The following is a 25,123-nucleotide window of genomic DNA, read 5'->3' as shown; positions in this document are numbered from 1 at the left end:
TTGTCCCTGTATATTTCACTTGTTTATCATTCATTACCCATAATTTTCAGAAATGATGTCAACTATTGGATAGTGTTTTTTATCGTTTAAGGATAAAAAAATAGTTCAACTAACGCAATACTTATCATATTCAAAAAAGATATTACTTTAATTGGATATCTATAGTTTCTAAAATAAAAATTAAAGTGCAAAATTAAATACTGAAATATGCAATAAATCAGAGAATCAGAGGTCTGTCCTAATATCTTCGCAATTATTAGAAGCGATATCTTTGGATGGATCAAAATCGATTATGATGTCATAATCGTCGCCACAGTCAAAATAATTAGACCCCGGTCCACCTTCTAATATATCTTCTCCAGGTCCGCCATACAACTCATCATTACCTTTGCCACCTACTATGAAATCACCATCCGGTCCACCATATAATAGATCATCTCCGTCTTCTCCGTAGATGTTGTCACTCCCGAGTCCTCCCTGAATATCGTCGTTACCTTTACCACCAAATATATCATCGTTAGCAGCTCTTCCCTGTATCGCATCATCAGAACCCTTACCTTCTATAAAATCCTCCTGAATGGTTCCAATCATAATATCGCTTCGAGATGTCCCCTCGCATTTAGGGGCTTTAAAGTTTTCATTAAAAGTACAATAAATAACTCTTTCACTGGAATCAGCGTTATTAATAGGCCCGGCATATCGATTACCGTCACCATCTCCTCCATGATTGCCACCTGCAAAGACAGTTAACGGGAAATTCGGTCCTGAAGCATATAGTAATCCTTGGGAACTGATTGTTACTACCATAATATAACAAGCAATGCTGGAGAACCTTATCAAGATAATATTAGTCTGTATTTATCCTTAATAAACAGTCATTAATATTTTTATGCTAAAAATTCTTCTTAATTTTATATTTTCGATACTGTGAATCGTAGATTTCGATTGTAGTTAGGCTAACCTGCCTTGACTAGGGCAATGCTATCTCGTGAGATAAAAATAAAAAAATAGGCATAGCATTATCGTATTTGACGAATCATAAATATTGTTTCAGGTGGTTAACCGCTTTAAATTTTCCAAAAATATTTGTTCACGATCCATTCGCCCTTCTATGAAGCACAAATCAAAGTATCCAAGTCTTGTGCGGGATTCACTTGAATGATCATTTCACAAGCCTGCCATAGAAATTTGTTTGATTTAATCCTGATGAAATTGTTGTTTGTGATACTTTCCTATGTACATACAAATAATTCTCGTTTAGAATTACTAAAAAACACGATATGCTATAATATGTTCATAAATTTTGTGAATTTGTCATATAAGAATGAAAACGCTAACCGTAATACAAGAGTTTTAAGCTAAAGTTAATAATCAACAAACGCTCTTTTAATTTGTGCATCTGTATAGAGTATTAGCGCTAGTAATGTTCATCAGTTCAATTCTATGCCTTTCCAATTTATACCCTAATCTCGTCCAAGGTCAATCAACCAATTCAGCCGGAAGCGTATCAACCAATTCAGCCGGGAGTCCAACAACTAGTACACCAGGGAATGTAATAAACGCCAGTGATACCAATGGTTCGGACGAGTCTTCTATTGAAACATTCCAAGATGAAGGTATTACTTTACCCAGGTCAATCGATTCTGGATCATCTACTTCGGATTTCGCAAATACCGGTCAGGAGTCCATTGATCCTAATACCCTCCTTCAACAGCTGCAGCGTCCAGTAGTAGGCTCCTTTGGAGACGATAGAATTACAGGGACTGAGCAAACAGACATAATCATCGGATTCTCTGGTTCGGATACCATAACAGGAATGAATGGAAGCGATGTGATCCAAGGTAACGAAGGACAAGACAAATTATATGGCGACGAGGGTAATGATATATTACAAGGTGGTATTGGAAGTGATCAGTTGTACGGTGGAGATGGTAATGATATTTTAGCTGGTGGTGGCGATGATGACTTTTTAGTCGGTGAGGATGGAAATGACAAACTGTATGGTGACTTAGGGGATGATGTCCTCGTAGGTGGGCCAGGGGCAGACTACTTTGATTGTGGTGAAGGAGTAGACGTTGTCGCTGATTTCAATGTACAACAAGGTGATGATAGAGCCGGAAATTGCGAGGAATTAATAGAACTCGGTTGATTTATTCTAATGGATCCGTGTTATAGTCAAGAATTCTAAAAATTTTATCAAAACCGACACGAAATGAATAATCCAGATTCTATAACGAGCAGTAACCATCTAAATCTAAAGGATTGGGATAAATACAAACAAACTAATGTTAGTCACAGTGGGGGAGAAAGTAACCAGAATACAATTCTTAAAGCTGTTAACATATCTAAGGCCTATGAATCACCTGCAGGAAAAACAGTAATTCTTAAAGATATAAACTTCGCCGTAAAGAAAGGCGAATTTGTTTCAATTGTTGGTCCGTCGGGGAGCGGAAAATCCACGTTACTAAATATAATAGGCGCTCTTGATAGACCTACAGCAGGTAAAGTATACATAAAGCAAGTTGATATCTTTTCTCTTTCAGACAGAAAGATAGCAAAAATGAGAAATCAATTGATAGGTTTTATTTTTCAATCCTATAATCTAATCAATAGAACTAGTGTATTATCAAATGTGGAAATCCCGGCAATAATAGCTGGGAATGGAGGTAGCCAAACCAGAAGGAGGGCGTTGAGCTTGTTGACTATTTTAGGTATTAGAGATAAAGCGAATCTAAAACCTCTCAATCTTAGCGGAGGTCAACAACAAAGGGTTGCTATAGCAAGAGCATTAATGAATAATCCAGCTATTATACTTGCGGACGAACCAACCGGTAATCTGGATACCAAAACAGGACAAGATGTATTTAACTTACTCAAAATGATATCTTCAAAATATAATAGAACCATAGTAATGGTTACACATAATCCTGATTTAGCTCAAGATACAGACAAGACAATATATGTGAGAGATGGAAAAATAGAAAAAGAGATTATTAATTAGAATGCCACTTTCAAAAGCCTTTCTTGCGGATAGAAAAAAATTCCATTTTATTCTTGTTGTTTTTATAGTATTGTTGCTGGCCCTTAGCTCTATTCTTCAAACCAGATATAATCAGATCATTGATTCTTATGCACAGCTAACTGAAAAAATTCCTGGATTTCAAGACTCCTATTGGACTGACAAGACCGTTGCAGCCGGAAATGATTCTAATAAACTTGAAGAAAAAGAGGTGGGTCCAGGAGAGGGAGTTGCCACTCTCGCAATTGTTTTGGTCAATAAGGCCCAATCCGATATTTCGGCAATCAAAGGCTACTTGTCTCTACCAAATGGATTTGAGGCAGTTGAACGTAGATATGGTAATAGCGATACTGAGAGTACTGTAACTAGTCTTTCAAACAATTCCAATATGTTATTGAATAATATCAATGGACTAGTAGCTAATTCCTCTTCTAACATGCAGCCAAATATATCGAATGTAGCATTTGCAAGTCACGATTCTATTGTTAGACCTGGTAATCAATTCACCCTTTATTTTGATATCTACATAACTAACAAAGCAAAAGTTGGTACGTACCAAGGTAACCTAGAACTTGTATATTCAAAAGTTTTAACTTCTGGAGATATTACGGCTAAAGATATACCCATATTTTTCAGGGTACCTGGAAAAGTAATTCTCGATGTAGATACAAAAAACCAATATTTAACTCCCTCCAAGGTAAACAAATTAAGTATTGATGTTGTGAATAAAGGAAGTGCTGATGCCAATGGTGTTATAATTACCATTTCTAATGATAACGACAATACTGCGGAAAACTTAGCCCCTGTAACTCGATCATCTCCTACAAAGTCCGTACAACAAATTAATTCTACATCTTCGACTCCTGATAATACCACTAGTGCAACGACTATTTCTTCTACTGACGATGGGAACATTGATAATAATTCTACTACTGGCAGTTCATCTATCACAACTGTTGGTACTCAAAAATTCGATGTAGGTGTAATTGGACCAAACCAAATAGTATCAATAGATCCGAGTATTTACCCTGCGACGTCAGCGGCTGGTACACTCCAGAATCTTAATATACAGATTTCATATGGAAACGCTTTAGGTAATAGAGAGACAATTAATTATAATCTGGGATTAATGATAACTTCTGAGCCCAAGGAATCCAATTTTAATGTATATCTTCAAAATATAGATAATATTAACATAAATTCAAACCAAAGTAAATCGAATGCAGCTAACTCCTATGATAAAACAATAACTGCGGGAAGTATCGAAAATTTTGTATTTGGAATTCAAAAGACCACCACTGATAATGATATACAAGACTTGGTTATTGCTATTCAACCATCAAGTGAGTCTATTAAAATACTTGGTCCATCTAGATGGTCTTTTGATAATATAAACAACAATGTATTGCCGCTTAATACCACAGTGTTCGCATCAAGTGACTTGATTGGTAAACCTGTTCAGCTCAACTTTAATTTAGACTATATTTTAAATGGTGTAGCAAAATCAGAGACTCTTGAGCTGGGGTTATATGTTGATGGCAAAATAACAATACGTGCATACGATTTTGAAATAAATGTGGTCGGAGATGAGCCTAACTTAGTATTAAACCTCCTGAACGAAGGAAATGTTGATGCTCTTTTTACTACTGCAGAAATGATACCTCCCATTAGTACAAACATGCCATCCGGTATCGCAGTCAATAACACTACTCTCAAACTAGTTGAAGAGTACCCTCCAATGCAATATCTAGGTGATCTTGCTGAGAATTCTCCACTCCCTGTCAATATACCATTAAAGATACCTAATAGTACTGAGCCTGGCGACTATCCTGTATCTGTCAAGATCTCTTACAAAGACAACCTGCGCAATGACCATCAACTTATAGTCAACGGTACTGTTAATTATTCTCCCGAGGTCGATGATGCTAATAGTGATACTGGTTTATTTTCTGGCTTACTTGGTCCTATTATCATTTTAGTAATCATTTTGCTAATAGGGATCATTGCATATGTGATTGTTAGGCGTATTCAAAAAAAGAGAAATAGTCAAAGAATTGGAACTCAAGATCATCAAAACACTGACTCGGAAGATGATTTAGATTCTATTCTAAGGGACAATGATTAATTTGATTTTGAGAAAACTACGCGCATTGGACAAGTCGATTGAATATTCGCCGCGAAACAAAGGGGGTTGTATAAACAATGAATTTTAAACAGCTATTACTTCTTGCGTTTAATGCAATTAAGGAGAGAAAGGTGAGATCCATTCTTACGATATTAATGGTTATGGCTGGAAGTAGTCTGCTTGTAGCAGTAAGCGGATTTAGTGCTGGCTTTACGGAATTTTTTAACAAGCAATTTAGCAATCTTGCACCAAACATTTTATTTGTAAGTAGTATTCCTCAATCAGATGGGGGTTCCACAGGTGGGGCTATTTCTGGCCCCTCTCCAGCACCTACTGCCAAAATAACACTAAATCAAGCTGTTATAAGTAGAATTGGATCACTTCCGTTTGTAGACGAAGTAGTACCTTCTTTCCAAGAAACAGTAACTGTGTCGTCTCGAGGCGATTCTAAATCTAATCCTGTCTTGTCTGTTAATCCTACCTCTCTTACTATCATAGCACCCACTTTAAAATACTTTGAAGGTTCTTCTATCAGAGAAGGAGATCCCTCAGCAGCGATATTGGCTGAAGATGTTGCCTTTCCTCCAGGTGAGGACGTTCCATTTGCCCAGTTAGGTGAGGCCATAACTCTAACTTATTCGTTTGTTGATGAAGCAGGTAATACTCAAGAAAATTCTAAAAACTTTGTAGTATCTGGTATAATGGAGTCGACAGGTAATCCCACTATAGATAGTGCTATTGTGATTAACGTCGATGCTGGCAACTCATTATTTCAGAGAGCAGGCAAGTTTGATTCCTTATTTGTAGCTGCTGAAGATAGCAATTCTGTAGATATTGTAGAAGAGCAAATTAAGGCAGTCTATAAGAACAATATAGGAATTACAACAGTAAAAGCTATTTTAGAGACAGTACAGGAATTTACTGCAGGAATTACTTCATTTTTGTTCGGCATCGCCATCATATCCCTGATAGTTGGAGCGGTTGGAATCATCACCACCTTATTTACATCTGTGGTGGAAAGAACCAAGGAAATTGGAACACTCAAGGCGATAGGAGCCTCTGGGAGTACAATTTTGATGCTTTTCTTGGTTGAAGCAATTATAATAGGAATGTTAGGGGGAACAGTCGGTCTTCTTGGCGGCATAGGTGGTGGTTATATGTTAACTAGATCAGGACCAGGTGCAGATGAGGGTCCCCCACTGGATCCAATCTATACTGTTTCAGATCTGGCAAGAGTGTGGATAACATCTGTGATTTTATCAATGGTGGCAGGCTTTTTGCCTGCATGGAAAGCCTCTCGAGTAACACCAATAGCCGCATTAAGAACCTGAATTAAAACATGATTACGCGTGCAGAATCTTCAAAATTGACTATGGGCATTGACCAATCAAATTTCGTTTTTCTTATTTATTTTCAATAATTGATTAAGATGTTTAACATAAAGAAAACTTCATATCTATTCACGAGGATATTATTTTGGATCTTCTCAGGTCTTGCACTTGGTATTAGTAGTGATCCAGTAATTAAAGACGCTTGACTTGTACTAATGAATCTGAATTACAAATTCCGCAAGATCGAGTAATCCGGAACAGGCAGTCTCTAGAAGATAAATAAACTTGGCTATAGCGACTTTAGTGCTTCATAATCGTTCACAACATAAATTTATTTGACGTCATATATGAAATATGATTTCTCTCTAAAATAATGCTACTTTATACTTTTTAGATAAATGTTAATTATGTTCGCGATCTCATGTAGATCACCGTTTCAGATGTCGAAGTAAGCAGTAACTTCAATTAAGATCTGCCCTGTAGCTGCTTATGACGATCAAATAATCAAAGTCAAGAGAAATGGAGTCATTACGTTTGTAGATTAACTTGACTGTTTATACAATAGGTTACAAAGGTCTATCGGACATCTTTTGATCCTTTTTGACTCGACACTCATTACTTGTTGAAGAATTGATCTTAACATCCTCCTTCTTCCCTACTCTGGGTGATAGGCGGTTAATGAATTTGAAATCGTAATCATATCGACTCATCCTATGAATACCTCCTTAAACACATGATGTCATGATGTCACAAAAATGGGTCAAGTGGTGTTGGAATGATCTATTGTGATATACCCTTGGATTTATAGCATACTCATAGACTGTTAAACCCTATTCGCGTCTAACCAAATACTAAGTTACCTTTTATCCAAAAAGTTATTCATAAAAAAGATGTCCGAAATTAATTATAATGGCAATTTCTGGTAGAAGGACTATCTGATTAGACAGCAAATTCAAGATAAAATTAATATATAATATTTTGGGACATAGCACTTGTTTTCAATTAATGATGATAATGATTCTAAAAGCCAATATTCCGAGCAAGATCAAAAAAACAATGAAATCTCAAACAGTACAACCGATGAAAATGACCTGGACATAATTGACAATAATGTAGTAGATTTCAGAACACTCCGTCACTTACGACAAGGTCGCTTAGAAAGCGCCCTGAGTGAAAGATATCAATATAATACCTCTATTGAAAGAGGCCAGCGGTTTTTACTCGAGCATGTAAATTCAAAGGTTGATCTTGTTATAATGTATGCAGATATGGTAGGTTCCACAAAAATGAGTATGTCATTGTCTACAGAGCAGGTTGTTACAATAATTAAGGCATTTTCTCATGAGTTATCATCAGTAGTAGAAAGTTATGGAGGGTTTGTTTTGAAATATGTAGGCGACGCTATCATTTCTTTTTTTCCTTCGGGATTTAACAAATATCTTGTATGTGATAGAGCATATAATTGCGCCAAATCGATGATATCGGTGTTGAGAAATGATATCGATCCTGTTTTCCGTAAACACGGCTATCCTGCAATCAAGATTAAAATAGGGATGACCGAAGGGGAAAACGTTGTTATCCAATATGGAAAGGACAAGAGTTCACAAATAGATCTGATTGGCTATGTCATGAACGTTACAGCCAAAATAACATCTCTTACTCTTCCTAACAGAATTTCGGTGGGAGGAACCTTTTTTTCACTATTACATCCTAGTGTTCAGTCCCAATTTGAGCAAGTTCCGTTGGAAAATTTGGATTGGAAATATATCGACAAACACAATCAAAAACCTTACAAAGTATATATGACTAAAGAATTCAAGTGAATTGCTTATTATTAGAATCAATTTATTCTGACCACTATTGTTTTCTAAAATTGGAAAGACATATCGGATCTTTTGAAATACTACTATAAATAGCTGTTAAAATTCTCCATATTAAAAGATAACACATGGCTAGATATTATTTGTCATAAATCGTCTCTATTGCCCTTTACTACAACGTTGACCCTCTTCTAATTGTAAAGATAGATCATATGTCAAAACTAGTTGATCATACCTTACTAACCTTTCTACCTCTAATCACTAGTATTCGATTTCCTATATCTCTATAATATTCAAGTTACTATGTAAACTATAATCTCTTGATCTGTCGATATAAACTATGAATTTGAGTTACTAACCCTCAATTTCTTGATTATATTTACAAAACAGCTTACTTGGTTTCAACCTAACATTTCTTCATATTTTTGATTTTCAATAATAATTCCAAAAAGTATCACAATCTTGATATTTCTAATTTAATATGTGATTTAGCCCGTTTGCTGGGTGATCTGATTGATCGAAAATTAACAAGCGTACTAATTGATACCTATTTTTGGTATTATTATTTTTGATCATGACTTGCATCTGTGGACGTTTAAAGAATAAGAATGTAATGGCTTGATCAGACCAACTAATTCCTGTTACAAATGCTGGAAAGTAATGTATGAGTATTGCAAGAGTATCATAAGGTTATGCGGACAAATCAATTTAAGAACAAATGAAAAGAATAAATAATCAATCTAAAATTTATCCGAATTTTATTTTATTATTCAACTAATTCAAATAATCTATTTGAATGAAAATTCAGAACTAATTATTGCAAGTGGGTTGTTTCTCTCTGTACATATTTACTAATTTTGGGATTTAAGTTTCACAATGATATTCAAAGAAAATAATGTCTTGATTGAAAGATGTATTATGTCATTAGTCTATTTGTCAGTAACTCCAAATAAATGCCAAACGGTCCCATTAATATGTGCTACTCATGTAAGAATTTTCTTAATATTTTCAAAAACCTTAACCTGGACACAGTAGTATTTATGAAAGCGCTCGCCAATAATGTAGTTAATCTATATATATTCGGAGACTATGTAAATTCATGAAATTAGCTTCATTTATTCTTACTTTGGTTTTAATATGGGTATTTACTATTCCGATTTTTGGTCAAAGTTTTGCCCAGGTCACTTGGAACACTTTTGAAGAGGAAAATGGTTTGTTCTCTGTTCAGGTACCATCAAATTGGAATGTAAGTGAGATTTCAGGTGCTGAAGCATTGGCACCAATAGATTATATTTTTCATTACAATGACAAAGGAAATTCATTTGCATGGATCGAACTGATGATTAGTGAACCTTTTTATACCAATTCTAGTGCTGTATTAGATTCTTTCATGTCACAGTATCAACAATATGATGATTTTGTACTCTTGGAGCCGATTACATGCGATAAGTATACTTTAAACGATGAACCCGCATGTTCCTTCTTATCTAGTCAACATTTAGAAGGAGAGTTAAGAAGGAACGTATTGGATATTGTTTCCATTAGCCCTAATGGAACTCAAACCTATGTTGTATTTGTAGCATCCAATAATATTTATGAACCATTTTTACCTGTAGCGGAATATGTTGTCGATTCCATATCAATAAATTCAACAATGGCCAGACTACTGTTGGAAAATATTTCATTAGAAAACATCCAGACTGAAATTCCAGATGTTCTAACGAATGTTGGTAATCAAAGTCAAACATTTAGTTCTGCATTTGATACATTTGTAAATGCAGACCCTCAAGGCTATGGTGTTTATGATCAAAGAAATTCCAGTACATTTAGTCCTGGAGAAGATATTATTCTATACATAGAACCAGTAGGATTTGAGTATGGAACAACTGGAGAAGGAAGTGACTCTATACGATTAACTTTTCTGCAGATTTTGTCATTTCTGATACAGAAGGAAATGTCTTGACTGGACAACAAGGACTCCCAGTTAGTGAAATCATCTCTCATCATCAAAATAAGGAGGTTTTCATTCCATTTACAATATCTCAGACATTCCCTTTTCCTTCTGGAAACTATGTGATAACATACACAATTCATGATACTAACTTAGGAAGTAGCTTTGATGTAGTTAAGGAAATTACTATTACAGAAGACTGATCCTCTTTTTTTCACTATCCGTCTCATACAAAAAATCTATTTTTTTTGAGATACGATATTTTTGCATATGAGTTACTTTACTACAACCAAGGCGAAGTTTTCATCTTGTAGAGGCAACATCGAAATCTTATCCTGGATTCAAAACCTTGATCAATATTTTAAGTCGCCTTTCTTATATTACTAGTACCCTATCATTTTCAGGATAACCCCGCCCTATAACTAAGAATTTGGATAATTGCCTTGTACTATTGATAACTCAATCCAACTGGTTCATGGTGGATTGGTTTGTTGATGGCAATGGTGGTAACTCTAATTCATAATATATGCCAGGGCTTGACTGATTCTCGATAATGATGTCAAAAATATTCTTCAATGACTGCTTTATGATATTAAAATCGCTTTTTTACTGTTAAAGGAGTTTCGTATGTTATCGACCTCTTGTTTTAAATTCTCAACTTGATTTTGATTTTGAAGTATCAATGTTGCACTAACATTATTATTAATACCAATCAATGAAACAAATAGAATAGTCGTAATCATAGAGACAACGTATTTCAGATCCAAGGTTGTGTGTGATGGAGACATAATTATTTATCAATTCATGAAACAAATAAACTTAATTCTTATCTGCTCTGATAACCACAGCTCCGTACTTTCCTTTGCTACTTGATTGGAATGTTTATCCGTTTATACTCGTGTTTTTTTCTAATTGAATTTAGTTAAGATCCAAGATAAATATTGAATTATTAATACATCCTTCTGTACCCAAAACGTCCCATCTACAGGTAATTAATACTTCTTGAATCGGCATATGACTTACAAATGTTACTTTTTACCACTATTGCTTGGATTAAGCAAGAGTGAAGTTTTGAGCTAACATAAAATAGGGGAATTTCACAATACTCATGCGAATGATTGTCGTCTAATTCATTCCTAGAATCGAATATTTACAAAATTAAATGAACTAGATTGAAATTTATGGATTCTTATGGAATATCAGAACTGAATTTCTGATCAATGTCTTGAATAGAATTTGTCTCTATTTATATAGTACGAATAGTGTATTAGTTAGCTGCTAAACCTTGCAGGTTAATAATTAAAAACATAGGGTATCAAGAATCTTATTAGATTGTTAAACATGTGATTTTCTAATTGATTCAAATACTGGTACATTATTTATTCTTGATTTTGGAAATTTTCCTATAATACATGGCTAAGTTCTTTGTGATTTTCTTGCGAGTTTTCTTAGGTGATTTGGCTGTTTAACCCATCAATATTCCGTTATCTTCACTTAATAATTTGGTCGACATTAAAAAGTAAATTGATATATATTAGTTATGTTAGATTACAAAGTTATATTCATTTGTTTAAATCCTGTTCCATTGGCGGTTTGATGTAAATTTGCAATGGGAATTGTTGCGTTTTAGTGTGTTATTTAAGAAGCTTCTTACCCGTTCATGTCTGACTGATAACATCCGAAAATAGTTATCAACTCTTTTTATTGCTAACAATGAGAGTTGATAATTAAGCGTCTTCATTGATCATTACTGCAAATTGGAGTAAAATCAATTATTTTGGATTTTCTACAACAAGTAATTTCGATTACTTAGTTACTTAACCTCGAAAAATCTGTCTCCGTGGATCCTACCACAATTCTGAAATACTTATCTTCAAGTACTATATTAATGAGCACTACCACAACTGTAAAACAGTTACCACACGGTAAATACCACACGGTAAATACCACACGGTAAAATCAGGAGAATCAATAGAATCAGATCTTTATATAAATAAAATCCTGATATATATGGTATGTATTATCCATTTGGTTCTATTAAATAGAAAACAAAAAGAAAAACTAATCATAAAGCTTGCCGGAGAGGGAAAGCCAGTTAGGGAAATCGCTAAGCTCGTTCATATGTCCATTAATGATATTTGTGAAATAATAAGAAAGGCTAGTGGGGATGAGAATGATTCCGAATCTGACCATGCAAAATTAGAAGAAAAGCCGATCTCAAAATTGTCTCCCTATGCTCAATCTTTTTATCTTTTTAGAGAGAAAAAACGTCCAACTGATGTTGTAATTGCACTTGATCTGGATGCAGATACAGTCTTAAAATACTATCAGGACTATCTTAGATTGAACGGAAAGTATGAGTTGGTCAATTTGTATCACCAGCTTGGAAAAGATCTTCACTTATTTCTTCATTTATTGGACAAAGTAAAAGAAGAGTGTTTGACTAAAGCAGATATTCAGGCCCTGATATCTAGTCTGCACACTATTGGAAAAATGCAGAATGATATACTTTACTTGGACGAACAGTATAAAAAACGCGCTATGAGGAAGCGGCAACTAGAACAAGAAATAGGTAGATTGAAAAATCTCAGGAATTCTTTGAAAGATGATGGTGATTAAAGCAGACTTTACTAAATACCTAGAATCACACAAACATTGGATTCCGGGAAATGAGGTCACAATTAGCATGATAATGCAATAAAATATTAAAAACAAGATATTTGTATATCTATTGATTCTATAATAGATGATGAAATCATGAATCAAAGAGCGAATTCGTCTGGCTAATTCTTTTCCTTTCGTGACTTATTTCTATATATATGATCATCAATTCGAATCAGGTACTCTGCGGTGTGTTAGTAAAAGTAATCACCAAAAATAGTATTTATATAAATGAGGTTTGGACGTCAGTTGAGGTAGATTGCCTCGATGGGTTCGTAAACGATATACTCTGCAGAAAAATCAGTGCGTCTTATTGATTCTGTGCTTCAAATCATGCACATTTTATTGGTCGATATGTTTAAAGATATTAACCTAATTAAATTTTAAATATTCTTCATTGGGATTTCAATTACGATATCTTTGAGGGAAATAATTTATATATACTTTCTCAAAAGGGATGTTATTTATCAAGGATAGTTAAAATGGATTACAAGGAGAGTCATACTATGACGATGTTTAATTTACGGTTTGATTCTTAAATCAAAGGTGATTTGGTTTTAACTTGTCATTTGGTATTATCACCGGTTTATAGTCATCACCATAGGTTTCGTCTTTTTGGATTCCCACTTTTGCTTTCAAAAAGATCCTCACGAAATTTTCTTGCAAGTGCTCTTTATTTAAGGAGGATTGGACAATGATAATAAAAATCAAATTCTTATGATCAAATCTGTCAAGCCCAAGGAGAATTATAGTAATCTTTCTTGAATCGGTCAACTTACATGTATTGCGACTATTGTATCGATTCAGAATGACAGAATAATATAACAAAAAGATTGAACAAGTAGGTATGACCAATCCAAAAATATATAGACACATTGAACGGATTCTTAGTAGTGGAAAATATATAACTAGAAATCTTTAAACCATTTTAGATATACTTTTCACTATTCTTCTTATCTTCATTTCGATAATCATCAACCGTTAATAAATCAATAATCAATCTATCCAGAGTCTGTCTTGTTTTGCCTCTACCAATTACTTTGCCAAGCGTTATCGAAGAATCATAATAAGTGTAGAAATACACAATATCGATCCTATTAGTATTATAAAATACCTCTCTCTTCCAAACAGAGATTAATTTTCGAACAACTGCTAAGATTTTCTCTTTCATTATTATCGTGAGAAAAATTATTCCATGCTACTTTTAATTGAGTATCGTACAAATCTACGGCTATGTCCGTGGGAACATCCCAATTACAAGCATCTACTAATTGGTTATTTATTTGGTTAATCTCGTCTAATCTGTAATTGATCATATCTTTGACTGATCTAACGTCAGTTACCACGACTATCGCGCTCAATCCTATTAAGGTTAACCCTATTGGTAACCATACAATAACGATATATGCTTTATCTTTCTTGGTAATTACTTTAATTAGGATATGATGATTCATCTATATGTCATTCATAAGTTTCTCATTCTCTGCAGCGAGAATGGTTCTATGAATTATTTAAAAAGATGTTAGATTAAACCTGATAGTGTAAATGCATAGAGATTATGAATAGTAAATTAAATGTCTTTGACTTTTACTAAAACCAAATGAGCAAGGCAGAAATGAAAGATTATTTTAGTCCCAAAAAAAGTGTTGATAGATAATTTGACGCTATTGCTAAGGGATCTTTTGTCTTTGGGTTAGATGTTGAATTTAATCCTGTAGAACCAAAACGGACACCTTGGATTGCTTAGCTGTTTTGAATTGATTACCAAAAATGGGTTTGAGTGGTTGTGACATCTTTTCCAGGGTCATATATCTTTGTCTACCCAGTATTATTACTGATATCGCTAGTAGTCATATTAGCAGATGCAGTTTCATTTTCTGGTGTAGATTCTGCTTGATCTGCAGGTTGTGTCATAGTACCAGATAATGCTGGAGTAGAGACAGCAATATTTACAATAATGAAGAAAGCAATCAGGACTATGGCTAATGCTCCTTGTTGTTTATCGTTCATTATACTTTCTATTGTTACTTGGTGTTTTCTAGTTTTTAGGTTTTTTGATTCCTATGTGTTCTTTATCAACAAGCCCTATATTTGTAACAATTTTTACACTATTTTACCGTATAATGACAAATATTTGAATTATCTTAATTACTAATATAATAATTTTTATTGTCCTATTTATTGAAGCAAATGAAAAACACCAATAATAAATAATTCCTTTAAATTTATAATCATCTTCCAGACAAACAACAATTCTGACACATAATTGCATATGACTTAAGTCAATATTCCAACATTATTAGGAAGTCCAATTACTTTAAGAAGATACTCTAGGTGCTCAAACAAATATCGATAGATGGATCAATGTATTTTTACTAAATGCAAAAATTGTAATCCAAATATATAATCAAACAGTATTGAAGAAAATGAATACTGATTTGAATGCTCTAACCCCTTTAAAACAGTAACTACTTAGGATAGGAACATTAAGAATGTTTGGAGTCTGATAATTAAATACTACATTATGTCAATCTTGACAACCTTGTGTGTTATCATTTTGGAATTTTTTCATTTACGTGGAGAAAAAGCAAACCTATTATCCAATTTGCTAAGAAAGATTTTGCAGAATACGCTAGTTACAAAGATAATTCTATTTAATATATCTTAAGAATACTCTTTTTTGCTCAGATATTTTTGCAGACGGATCAATCAAATCAAAAACAATACTTGAAAACGAAGTAAAAAATGCAGATCATTTCAATCTATCTCCAGTAAACCCTAGAGAATTTGAAGATGATGAAAGAGCAAAAATAGGATTAACCAAGATATTTGATAGAAAAATAGTAACAAGTTTTGTAAAGCCTCATTCGTTAAACCCCAAATGCAAGGAAATTCTAGCAGAATTAGAAGATTTCAAAAGCGAGATTACAGGCAAACCACACTACCTTGACTGCATTAATCAAATCCATAACAAAATATTCGAGCATATGAGGATCAACAAATTAGCAGACTCTAGCTACTTTGATGAAAATTTTGTAAAGATGTTAGTGAATCTGCCATGGCGGCACTTGGAACCACTTGACAATATAAAATAATGTAGCTATAGTGTTGTCAAATAATAATTTTTAGTAGTTTTCTATCTGATGAGTTCCATTTTCTTGATAAATAATATAATCCACAAGATAAGCGCGGGGAGTGGGATTCGAATCCATTAGGTTATCTTGGGGATTGTATTATTTAAAATCTAATTTCTTGGTATTTCATTTACCTTATATTATATTCGAGGATTCAGATCCCTCTCCTGGCGCCTTACTCTAGGAGAAAAAACGCGTTAAGCATCTTACTCTAAACTCAAATGAAATTATAGTTTTGATATATCGTACAACTTATTACCTTACCTAAAAATAGAATCATTATTCTTTGAATGATTATATTTATACAAAATTTTCAAAAAATATTTTTATTTTGTCTTATCATCATATTTATCCCATTCATCTGCCATAAATCGTCCGGGTTCAAAAAAGAAACAGCTCTTTCTTCTTAATTCATTCAAGATGAGGATTGGAAAAATCAACTTTGTAGTGTTAATATATCTTCTAATAAAAATACCAATATCTGCGTCTAAATTATCTAATTTGGTTCCGTCCAAAATTTTAACCCACTCAAGGATATTATAACGGGCAAGGACAGAAATTGAAAATATAAACATAAACTCCCTATCTAATTCTGTCAATGAAACATTTTCACCTTTCGTATCTGTAATATTATGACTATACAACTTTCCAGAATAGGATTCTAATTCTATGGGATTTATTGAACCACAGTTAATTATTTCTTCTAGTTCAAACGAATGACACTTCATCATACCTTTTGAATGTGAAATGTGAAAGTCCTGAAATAGTCCTTCTTGTTTAACTTCTAGAATGTGTTTTTGTGAGTCATAGTATAACCCATGTGTATATTTCCTCTTTTTATTTAAGTTATACGTGGATTGAAAGAGAAACTGAGCCAAAGTTTCAAATGAATAAAATAATAGAATTGGTTGAGACAATAATGGAAGATTAGTCGATGCGAAATAGAAATCGTTCGCCTGATTGATTAGATTCTGAAACAGAGGTATTTTTTCAATAGCAACATTATTGGTGAGTCCTCCTATATGCAAGACCTCTTTTGAATTATGTTTGATTATTTCATCTATTTCACTATCGCCTATTCGATCAGTTAGGAATCTCTTTAAATATTCATAACTAGTGAAATCCCGTAAAGAATTCCAGATTTCTTTTATTGGATCTTTAGTATAAATGATATATTGTTTTTCCCACTTATGTGGCAAACTTCGAAATGGTTTTTTGTTATTCAAAAATGAAATAGTCAATACTCGAATTCTAAACTAGATAGTATTATTCTTAATATTATTTGTGCTGATCTTAGGGATTAAAAAATATTAATCTAAGAAGCACAAAATAATAGCTAGTATTAGTTGTATTGTAAATCTCTATGAGTTATTTATCCAATAACATAAAAATAATTACAAATGCCTATTCGCTATATTGTAATTTTGTAGACCGTAAAGCGAATTAAGTCCGATTTGAAATGCACATAAATATATAGATATTTCAGTTCATTACACCTCATGAGGAACCTGAAATAGATAGTTATATTATTGTGACAAAACAAGAAGCAAAATCCCTATCTGTGAGATACAATAGATTTTATTATGACTAGTCAACCTAGTAATAACATGAGCACAACTAATCTTTTTGGGATGAAGAATTATCTAATGAGCTAGGACCGACAGCGACCAAGACCATCGGATGTTCATTTCTTTTGGTTCTAGATAGTAAGTAATCACTGTATAAAATAATTCTAATAGTATAAATTTTATTAACTTCTATTTAATCAATATAACAACCCTGAAATATAAACGGCACCAAAATCAACCTTGGGTCAACATAAGAGAGTTGTTAAATATATTAAAGACATTATGATAGTATGGGCATGAACACGTTGGAGGAAATTTTGTTACGTAGGCAATCTCAAGATAAAGAACTCATAAATTTTAATACTGATAATAAGGATAATCCCTTGATAAAAGAAGAGAAAAATTTTTTACTTCGTTAATTAAAAAAGTCGTCAATTTTTAAGTTTTTTATCGATTCCTCGATATTAGATACAGCCTTTTTTTCTTGATCTGCGCGGGCATCATAAATATTGTTTAAATTCGTAATTTGTTCGTCAGTAAGTTTTGTTGATTTACCATCCTTTATAATAAACAAATCACTTTGTTGTCCCACTCCTTGGGCCTTTTCACTTCGTTTTTTTGCTTCATAAGATAAGGCTACTACATGGTTGAGATCCAAATAAGGATAATAATCATTAGCAATAAAAGTTGACATTGCATGAATTTCTCCAATTCCAATGGCGCAATATCCTATACTATCATAAGACAGAATAGTTCCCGGATTGTCTATTCTTAATACATGCGCACCATTAATATCAGTCCCTGTTACCAATATTACGAGTCCATAATTATATCTGGAAAATGCATCAAAAACATTATTTACTATACTTTGTGACAAGGTCATATTTCTTTCAAAAAATTCTCTAATTGAGGACATTCCAATTCCTGAAAGGATTACTTCTTCTATCTTCTTATTTCTAATTCTCGTATATGAATTTCTTATTGTTTCGGCAATCTGAGAGATACTGTAATTTTGTCCTTCGGAAAGATTCGATCTAACGTCGTTAAGAATGTCCGAAAAGGCCAATGCAGAACCTGCAATTGACACGACACAGTTTTGTGTAATCTGAATACTTTTTGATAACTTCTGTTCAAATTCAATTGGAGGCAATCCTACAGTGACCATCCTGTCAGATACTACAACTGCACTTTCCTTGGTTTTATCATCGTTTTTACTTATAGCTCCAATACAGATAGTCATGATTATAATATGTCCCTTTATTTAGTATGGAGAATATAAATATTAATTCATAGTTATGGAACTTGAGATCTATCTCCATAATTCTTTCCAATCTAATTTTTCCATAAGTGAGTTATTATATGCAAACCTTTTTTGTAGTTTAACTAACTGGATGAAGCTCCGGTATCCTAATCCAATAAAGTTAATGAGTAGAGTAAATGAAAAGATTTTGATGCTAATCTACCCCTGGTGATCACCCAAATGCTATTGATTTGAAATACGCTTTCAATATGCTCGTTTCAAAGAAACAATGATTGGTCTACAAATCGTTCACTATTACCATAATCACCACAAGAACCACTATCATGGTATAAACAGAAGGTTGTATTTCATACTCTTAAAATTCTTAATTAGATGTTATCGAGGTAACAGATTTAGTTCTACATTATATTTTGCTGTCCATTTTCTTCCCTGTTTTGCTTTTCAGATGAGATCCTTTCAGCGTTGGCTATCTCAAATGCAGCTCTAATAAGGACATTAGCTGTCATCGATTCAACGTATAATGTATACGCAGTCTCGTTAACATTGTTATTTATATTTTCTAATCTTTTATCTTGTCTTACAATTTCTCTTTTTTCAAGTCGGTCTATTGCTTCCGACACAATCTCCTTGGATAATTCTGAATCTTTAGCTACTTGATCTGCCGAATAAGATTGAAACCTTTGTGATATGAAATAATCCAAAATTCTTGCTGTAGCATTTTCTGTAAAAAGCCTTTCAAATACTTCAATAGGTCCTTTTAATTCTCCCTCTTTCTGCTGCTGTTCCATCGTATGTTAAATTTACAATTAATCATAATGTTTTTCAAGGTTATGGTTTACCTATCTTCAGTCCTTCTATTAGAACATACGGTCTCAGAATAGCAATCGAGACGAGATATAATATCTTTTATAATAATTTTTTATGTTAATTTCATATGTTTTTTAGTCGAATGTAAAAAATACTTAATTTTTGCTATTACAATGAATTTGACAAATTATAGTATAAAGTTATCTGTTCTAATAACATTTACTGTAGTATTCTCCACTGTTATAACGGGATTTATACCCCAAGCCTTAGCCACAATATCAGTGGATTTTGACCTTGATGAATTCGCAGACCTCCCTGGATTGGACTTGCTGAGGGGACCACAAGGACCTCAAGGGCCACAGGGAGAAAAGGGAGACAAAGGCGATACTGGAACTCAGGGACCACAAGGACCTCAAGGGCCACAGGGAGAAAAGGGAGACAAAGGCGATACTGGAACTCAGGGACCACAAGGACCTCAAGGGCCACAGGGAGAAAAGGGAGACAAAGGCGATACTGGAACTCAGGGACCACAAGGGCCACAGGGAGAAAAGGGAGACAAAGGCGATACTGGAACTCAGGGACCACAAGGACCACAGGGTGAAACTGGACCACAAGGCCCACAGGGACCACAGGGACCACAGGGACCATCGGGACCACAGGGAGAACAAGGGCCTAAAGGTGATACAGGAGAAGGTGTTCAGTATGGGAAAGTGATAGTTATAGCCAATGTCAACAACATTAATGGCGGTAATGCAGACTCAACTTTTTATACAATTCACATTGAAGGGAACCATCAATCGCCAGATGCTTTTCCAGCTACGTCTGAACCAACAGAGGTAACATTAGGATTTGGAAGTTACAAAGTAATTCATAAAGCTAAGAACGCCTTCATTAATCTCAATACCGCCCATGTTCAATATAGTGAAGGTTGTTCAGGTGTGATCCATCCAGAAGAGACTAAGTCATGTACAATAGACATACTATATAATCCACAAATACAAAATCCCTAACTTTTTTTTAGCTATTGAAAAGAGATCCAACAATCCAAAACCCTATTTTTTACAATTATCATTTTTTAGGTCTTAGAGCATATGCCAATTTAATAATACTTGGTAGCTTTGATTTTGTTTTAAGATGCATAAATTCCTGTTTCAGTCAAATCCGATTGATGGCTATTAATTTAATCCAATTCCAATGGATATTCATTTAAGGCTAATCAAAATCCCGACTGAAGAGAGTTATTATGATGATCCAATTACCAATACTGAATCTATGACTGTTAGTACAGATAGAAAAGAGGTGTTAAACGAATTACAAACGACCTTGCCAGGGAATTTCAAAGATCTGGAAAACTCGAGTCAGACATTCGGCCCACATACTATGCTACTTGACAAGCATGGTCCCGAACAGGGAAGCATATTAAGAAATCAAATAGGGAATAGCATTGAATAAATTTCTTTATTCACTTTCATAAATTCATTCGGAGATTGGATGTTTCGAACTATAAGGTATGCACAGCAAAGTGTAATTGATAGTACATTTCATTTTCCAACCTCGAATTACAGTAGCAATCACATCTCCAATAATTTCAAAAAGGTCTTTCATCCAGTCATCCACAGGAACAACACTTGAAGAAGAAGAGTTTATCGTATGTGAATATTTAATGATATCCCCTCGGGAGCCACGGTTGCCATGGTATGGATACGAGACCGTTTTGTCCTTATGGACATAATTGATAATGAATTCCAAAATAGGAAAAAATATATAAATCTGCCTTACAACTTTACTATTGAATTATTACAGAAAAAAATGCCGTGTTGAATATAACTATCTGATTTTTGGCATCCTTGCAGTTCTTTTCATATCCATTCCTGGATCTGCATTAGCATCCAGTAAGAGCCCGTACGAATCTGGATTTGATCATGGTTATGAGGATGCACAACTATTCTATCCATCAGAACGATACATCAACCAACCTGGAAAAGGACCGGAATTTCATACTAGTGAATTTATGAATGGTTATTACGCAGGATATGCGGCTTATGAGGCCGCTACCGCAGGTAGTTCTGAATATGATTGTTCAGAAGGTTCAGATGGATGTAATGGCAATATATATTGTGATTTAGATGATAGTGGAGATCGACCATGTTATGATAGATTTGATTAAAATGATAACGATAACGACATAACATACATGGCATATTGAGCCTTCTTTTTTAACATGTGGGTATTTATTAGTGGATTGTCAAAGCAATAGTAAATTCTTAACTCCAATTTAAAAAGAAGACTCATTATCCACTAGGAATGATGAAGGTTATAGAGGCGTAACTCATCCAGAAGTGACTAATACTAGCACACGAACAATGCCCTAAAAACTCAACTATTCCGGTCATAGTTATTGTCAGTATAAGTTACTAACCAACAGTGGACAGAAAGGTGCAAGTCTTAGAATTATTGAAGTACCTTAAAAAACCCTTTTTATCTCAAGTTTAGTACTTTTTCAGGCAATTTGGAGTATTTTGGGTATTTATAATAGATCTGAGATTAAGTCGATGTCAGATCGGATCATGGTTTAAAAATTTAAAATAGTATCATTATGCGAAACAGAAACTGACTTAAGCATCTGTTGCGCTTTCACAAATATCTCTATCGTTTCCCTCTACTGACATACAGCCTTGTAAAAATCCATGATAATAATCTTCTCCACATCTATTATACATTCCCTGGTTGAATGGGTGGTCTTCGCCATCTATAATTCCTTTATCATAACAACTGACATCTCCATCACTGCTAGCATTTATTGATTTGATACCTTCACTAGTACTTATAAAAAACAGAGGAAGGAGCATCAACATCATAATGCCTTTAGAAGTTATTTTTTTATTGCTGTTTAAATAAAAAGACCGTTTCATTAAAAGACGTTGTGACTACCACTATTTATGGTTTTTTGGTAATGATTTTAATTGATAATGAAAGCCAAAAACATGCAGTTTATATAATCGATATATAATTAATGTTTGTTGCAAAAACATGCAATTTCATTAAGTAGAAATTGGAGTATTGGGGTGGTAGCTATATTTGGACTACTAATCATCAGTACTGTTAGTTTAAACGTAAATGCACAGAACAGAGGAGTAAATTGGTACGAGATATGTAAGAATCCAATTGTTGACATGGCTATAGCTGAACCATGTGGTACTTTAACCACCAATGGTGGCCATACTCTTACACCTGAAGGAGAACGGGTGCTGGCTTGTATTGGAGGTGGTGCAGCCGCTATTCTAGCCGGACATCCTGAACTATTGGCATTAAAGAATCAGGTTGGATGTGGTACGGGTTCTCAAGCTAGTTCTAGTTCAGCTTTCTCGGGTAGTTCGAGTAGCGGAAACGATCCAATTGGAGACTTGTTTGGGAGCTTGTTCGGCTAAATCATTTTTTTATTTTATTCGATTAAAGACATAAGAAAATGACATTTTAACAGTTATCAGTTTCAAATGCTTTGACAATATTCTTTTTTATTAATGTCTTGCAAGATACTGCCAAGTAAATCCGTGCTTGGACTATTTTAGAAAAATTCTTAGAATATAAAGACATTTCATCTATAAGGTTTTTGTTTAATAGAGTTAAAAAATTTAATATCCATCTAAGTAGAAACTTTACAAAAATCAAGCACAAAAAATTTTCTAAATTTTATCAAAATAACAAGGGTATCAACGATAATCTGCCATTTTAAAGGATAACAGGGATTTTGCTTTTATACTTATTTTTTTATAAAGAGTATGTCATCAACCCCTATAAGAGACAACAAGAGAGATCGCGTTATCGACTTGTATAAGGAAGGAAAAAACATGAGAGAAATAGCAAAAGATGTTCACATGTCTTTCTCAGTAATAGGAAAGATCATTAGAGAAAGTAATGGCCAAACACAACCAATACCAGAAAAACCTAAATCAAATAGAGCAAAGGCTTTTCAAATGTTCACAGAAGGAAAAGACACTATTGAAGTTTTGCAAATTCTAGATCTAGGATATAATGAAGTTAGAGAATACTATGGAGAGTACCTGACCTTAAAGAACATGACTGAATTTATTGATTTCTACAGAAAAAATCAGCGATATATACCATTTCTGCTTAAGGTTATAGAGAAACTAAAAAACAAGGAATTATTTGATACTGAGGCGGATTTACTAATCGATTATTTGAGTCAGATTCATTCTTTCGATAGTATGAAAGACCAGCTACAGCATGAGATAAATTGTTCGTTACTAAGAAAAAAAGTATTAGAAGATGAAATAAAAACACTAGAAGATATTAAAGCAAAACTTTCGTATCGTCCAAACAGATTTAAATCTCTATCAGAGGATTCATAAATAATCGCTAGAACTTGAATTTGTTGTTACTCTATAAATTTTCTAAAATTAACCCTTTATAATGTATGGATGGGTTCTAACTGAAAGCTTTTCTATTATTTGATCTATTCTAAGTCGATCTTGACACTATATATCGGCTGTTCTGGGTGGAGCTATGAAGGCTGGAAGGGAAACTTTTATCCGAAATATTTAGAAAATAAAGACTATTTACCTTATTACTCAAAGTTCTTTAAATTTGTCGAGGTTGATTCTACATATTATCATATCCCTTCGAGATCAATTGTTAGGGGATGGAAGGATAAAACTCCTGATGATTTTAGATTCTCGTTAAAGTTTCCTAAAGTAATAACTCATGAAAAAAAGTTAGAAGATGTTGTCAAACCTTTGTCCATTTTATTCTACTCATTAGAACCGTTGGTTGATAAGACCTTGACGCTGTTGATACAACTTCCTCCGTTTCTTCCAAAGAAGAAAGGATTCCATGCTTTTCAAGATATGGCCCATCATTTAGATAACAGATTTAGATATTCTTTAGAGGTAAGACATAACTCATGGTTTACTGATGATGTTTATAATTTTCTGAGAGAACATGATATATCCTTAGTTTGGAGTGTAAGAGACGAATTGGATTCTCCTTCTGTTATTACTTCCGATCAGGTCTATGTTAGATTCATAGGCGATAGAAGTATCTCCGAAAAGGATTTTGGTAAAACCGTAAAAAACAGAAGAAATGAGATGCTTGAATATGTTGAGAAGGTTCGAGAAGCACAAAATCAAAATTCAAACATGGGTGATATATTGATAGCCTTTAACAATCACTTCGCTGGCTTCGGTCCTCAATCAGTTAACGACTTTTTGAAATTAATGAATATGCCAGAAATAGATTGGAAGACTGAATTGGAAAATAATTCTGGTCCGTCAATCGATCGACATCAATCCAGTTTGTCTGATTTTACAAAATAGATTTGCTTCGATATTTCTATTTTTTATAACTTTTAAGCGAAATTTCTGATGTTTTGGCTCGGGAAAATAGCAGACGTTTAATAATTACTTTTAAAATAATATGTGAAACACAC

At 33.7% G+C, this 25,123-nt stretch carries 24 protein-coding genes; 14 read left to right on the top strand and 10 right to left on the bottom strand.

All coding sequences use genetic code 11. The annotated features are described in order from the left end of the window. Positions 1–225: 225 nt before the first annotated feature. Positions 226–807 carry a calcium-binding protein gene (locus tag NFRAN_RS01295; RefSeq protein ID WP_134482728.1) on the bottom strand — a complete coding sequence of 194 codons (582 nt, stop codon included), beginning with the start codon at positions 805–807 and terminating at the stop codon, positions 226–228. A 586-nt stretch (positions 808–1,393) separates the two neighbouring features. On the opposite strand from NFRAN_RS01295, the gene NFRAN_RS01290 reads away from it, so the two are divergent. The 4 genes from NFRAN_RS01290 to NFRAN_RS01275 all read left to right on the top strand — a co-directional run bounded on the left by NFRAN_RS01290 (position 1,394) and on the right by NFRAN_RS01275 (position 6,475). After that, on the top strand, positions 1,394–2,149 hold the full coding sequence (locus tag NFRAN_RS01290) for a calcium-binding protein (protein ID WP_134482727.1): 756 nt from the start codon (positions 1,394–1,396) through the stop codon (positions 2,147–2,149). A 63-nt stretch (positions 2,150–2,212) separates the two neighbouring features. Beyond that, positions 2,213–3,001, top strand: a complete 789-nt coding sequence (locus NFRAN_RS01285) for an ABC transporter ATP-binding protein (protein ID WP_134482726.1) — start codon at positions 2,213–2,215, stop codon at positions 2,999–3,001. 1 nt (position 3,002) lies between these two features. Continuing rightward, the gene (locus tag NFRAN_RS01280; protein ID WP_134482725.1) at positions 3,003–5,144 is read left to right on the top strand and encodes a hypothetical protein; all 2,142 of its coding nucleotides are present in this window, start codon (positions 3,003–3,005) and stop codon (positions 5,142–5,144) included. 77 nt (positions 5,145–5,221) lie between these two features. Beyond that, complete coding sequence (locus tag NFRAN_RS01275; RefSeq protein WP_134482724.1) at positions 5,222–6,475, top strand: ABC transporter permease; 1,254 nt, start codon at positions 5,222–5,224, stop codon at positions 6,473–6,475. 566 nt (positions 6,476–7,041) lie between these two features. Here the strand turns inward: NFRAN_RS01275 and NFRAN_RS13475 are convergent. After that, positions 7,042–7,185, bottom strand: a complete 144-nt coding sequence (locus NFRAN_RS13475; RefSeq protein ID WP_172602024.1) for a hypothetical protein — start codon at positions 7,183–7,185, stop codon at positions 7,042–7,044. A 282-nt stretch (positions 7,186–7,467) separates the two neighbouring features. Between NFRAN_RS13475 and NFRAN_RS01270 the strand changes: the two genes are divergently transcribed. The 4 genes from NFRAN_RS01270 (at position 7,468) to NFRAN_RS01255 (ending at position 12,865) form a co-directional block, all read left to right on the top strand. Further along, positions 7,468–8,298, top strand: coding sequence for an adenylate/guanylate cyclase domain-containing protein (locus NFRAN_RS01270; protein WP_134482723.1), 831 nt, complete (start codon positions 7,468–7,470; stop codon positions 8,296–8,298). Between the two features lie 1,096 nt (positions 8,299–9,394). Next, on the top strand, positions 9,395–10,258 hold the full coding sequence (locus NFRAN_RS01265; RefSeq protein ID WP_134482722.1) for a hypothetical protein: 864 nt from the start codon (positions 9,395–9,397) through the stop codon (positions 10,256–10,258). Beyond that, a complete protein-coding gene (locus tag NFRAN_RS01260; RefSeq protein WP_134482721.1) occupies positions 10,255–10,449 on the top strand; it encodes a hypothetical protein in 195 nt (64 codons plus the stop codon). Before NFRAN_RS01265 ends, NFRAN_RS01260 begins: the two co-directional genes overlap by 4 nt. Positions 10,450–12,256: 1,807 nt before the next feature. Continuing rightward, positions 12,257–12,865, top strand: a complete 609-nt coding sequence (locus NFRAN_RS01255) for a hypothetical protein (RefSeq protein ID WP_145987982.1) — start codon at positions 12,257–12,259, stop codon at positions 12,863–12,865. A 582-nt stretch (positions 12,866–13,447) separates the two neighbouring features. Here the strand turns inward: NFRAN_RS01255 and NFRAN_RS01250 are convergent. The 7 genes from NFRAN_RS01250 to NFRAN_RS01225 all read right to left on the bottom strand — a co-directional run bounded on the left by NFRAN_RS01250 (position 13,448) and on the right by NFRAN_RS01225 (position 19,658). Further along, positions 13,448–13,681, bottom strand: coding sequence for a hypothetical protein (locus NFRAN_RS01250; protein ID WP_134482719.1), 234 nt, complete (start codon positions 13,679–13,681; stop codon positions 13,448–13,450). A gap of 154 nt (positions 13,682–13,835) precedes the next feature. Beyond that, positions 13,836–13,991: a hypothetical protein gene (locus NFRAN_RS13470; RefSeq protein WP_172602023.1), complete on the bottom strand. Its 156-nt coding sequence runs from the start codon at positions 13,989–13,991 to the stop codon at positions 13,836–13,838. 19 nt (positions 13,992–14,010) lie between these two features. Next, on the bottom strand, positions 14,011–14,361 hold the full coding sequence (locus NFRAN_RS01245) for a hypothetical protein (protein ID WP_134482718.1): 351 nt from the start codon (positions 14,359–14,361) through the stop codon (positions 14,011–14,013). A 364-nt stretch (positions 14,362–14,725) separates the two neighbouring features. After that, a complete protein-coding gene (locus NFRAN_RS01240; protein ID WP_134482717.1) occupies positions 14,726–14,917 on the bottom strand; it encodes a hypothetical protein in 192 nt (63 codons plus the stop codon). 1,450 nt (positions 14,918–16,367) lie between these two features. Then, positions 16,368–17,267, bottom strand: a complete 900-nt coding sequence (locus NFRAN_RS01235) for a YaaC family protein (protein ID WP_134482716.1) — start codon at positions 17,265–17,267, stop codon at positions 16,368–16,370. Positions 17,268–18,024: 757 nt separating this feature from the next. Further along, positions 18,025–18,849, bottom strand: a complete 825-nt coding sequence (locus NFRAN_RS01230; RefSeq protein WP_134482715.1) for a hypothetical protein — start codon at positions 18,847–18,849, stop codon at positions 18,025–18,027. Positions 18,850–19,268: 419 nt separating this feature from the next. Beyond that, positions 19,269–19,658: a hypothetical protein gene (locus NFRAN_RS01225; RefSeq protein WP_134482714.1), complete on the bottom strand. Its 390-nt coding sequence runs from the start codon at positions 19,656–19,658 to the stop codon at positions 19,269–19,271. A 198-nt stretch (positions 19,659–19,856) separates the two neighbouring features. On the opposite strand from NFRAN_RS01225, the gene NFRAN_RS14085 reads away from it, so the two are divergent. The 3 genes from NFRAN_RS14085 (at position 19,857) to NFRAN_RS01210 (ending at position 21,844) form a co-directional block, all read left to right on the top strand. Further along, on the top strand, positions 19,857–20,687 hold the full coding sequence (locus tag NFRAN_RS14085) for a collagen-like protein (protein WP_197731081.1): 831 nt from the start codon (positions 19,857–19,859) through the stop codon (positions 20,685–20,687). Positions 20,688–20,871: 184 nt separating this feature from the next. Further along, positions 20,872–21,129 carry a hypothetical protein gene (locus tag NFRAN_RS01215; RefSeq protein ID WP_134482713.1) on the top strand — a complete coding sequence of 86 codons (258 nt, stop codon included), beginning with the start codon at positions 20,872–20,874 and terminating at the stop codon, positions 21,127–21,129. A 337-nt stretch (positions 21,130–21,466) separates the two neighbouring features. Beyond that, the gene (locus tag NFRAN_RS01210; protein ID WP_134482712.1) at positions 21,467–21,844 is read left to right on the top strand and encodes a hypothetical protein; all 378 of its coding nucleotides are present in this window, start codon (positions 21,467–21,469) and stop codon (positions 21,842–21,844) included. Between the two features lie 448 nt (positions 21,845–22,292). On the opposite strand, the gene NFRAN_RS01205 is transcribed toward NFRAN_RS01210, so the two are convergent. Then, positions 22,293–22,589 carry a hypothetical protein gene (locus NFRAN_RS01205; protein ID WP_134482711.1) on the bottom strand — a complete coding sequence of 99 codons (297 nt, stop codon included), beginning with the start codon at positions 22,587–22,589 and terminating at the stop codon, positions 22,293–22,295. A gap of 108 nt (positions 22,590–22,697) precedes the next feature. Here NFRAN_RS01205 and NFRAN_RS01200 point away from each other — a divergent pair, with 108 nt between their 5' ends. The 3 genes from NFRAN_RS01200 to NFRAN_RS01190 all read left to right on the top strand — a co-directional run bounded on the left by NFRAN_RS01200 (position 22,698) and on the right by NFRAN_RS01190 (position 25,010). Continuing rightward, complete coding sequence (locus tag NFRAN_RS01200; RefSeq protein WP_145987981.1) at positions 22,698–23,105, top strand: hypothetical protein; 408 nt, start codon at positions 22,698–22,700, stop codon at positions 23,103–23,105. Positions 23,106–23,456: 351 nt separating this feature from the next. Further along, entirely contained in the window at positions 23,457–24,047 is a 591-nt protein-coding gene (locus tag NFRAN_RS01195) for a hypothetical protein (protein WP_134482709.1), read from the top strand. A gap of 120 nt (positions 24,048–24,167) precedes the next feature. Continuing rightward, positions 24,168–25,010 (top strand): DUF72 domain-containing protein, encoded by an 843-nt coding sequence (locus NFRAN_RS01190; protein WP_172602022.1) that lies wholly within the window; start codon positions 24,168–24,170, stop codon positions 25,008–25,010. Positions 25,011–25,123 lie beyond the last annotated feature (113 nt).

Origin of the sequence: Candidatus Nitrosocosmicus franklandus (assembly GCF_900696045.1) — an archaeon.
GTDB lineage: Archaea > Thermoproteota > Nitrososphaeria > Nitrososphaerales > Nitrososphaeraceae > Nitrosocosmicus > Nitrosocosmicus franklandus_A.
Note: the sequence above shows the minus strand (reverse complement) of the source record. Positions and strands in the feature narration are given on the sequence as shown.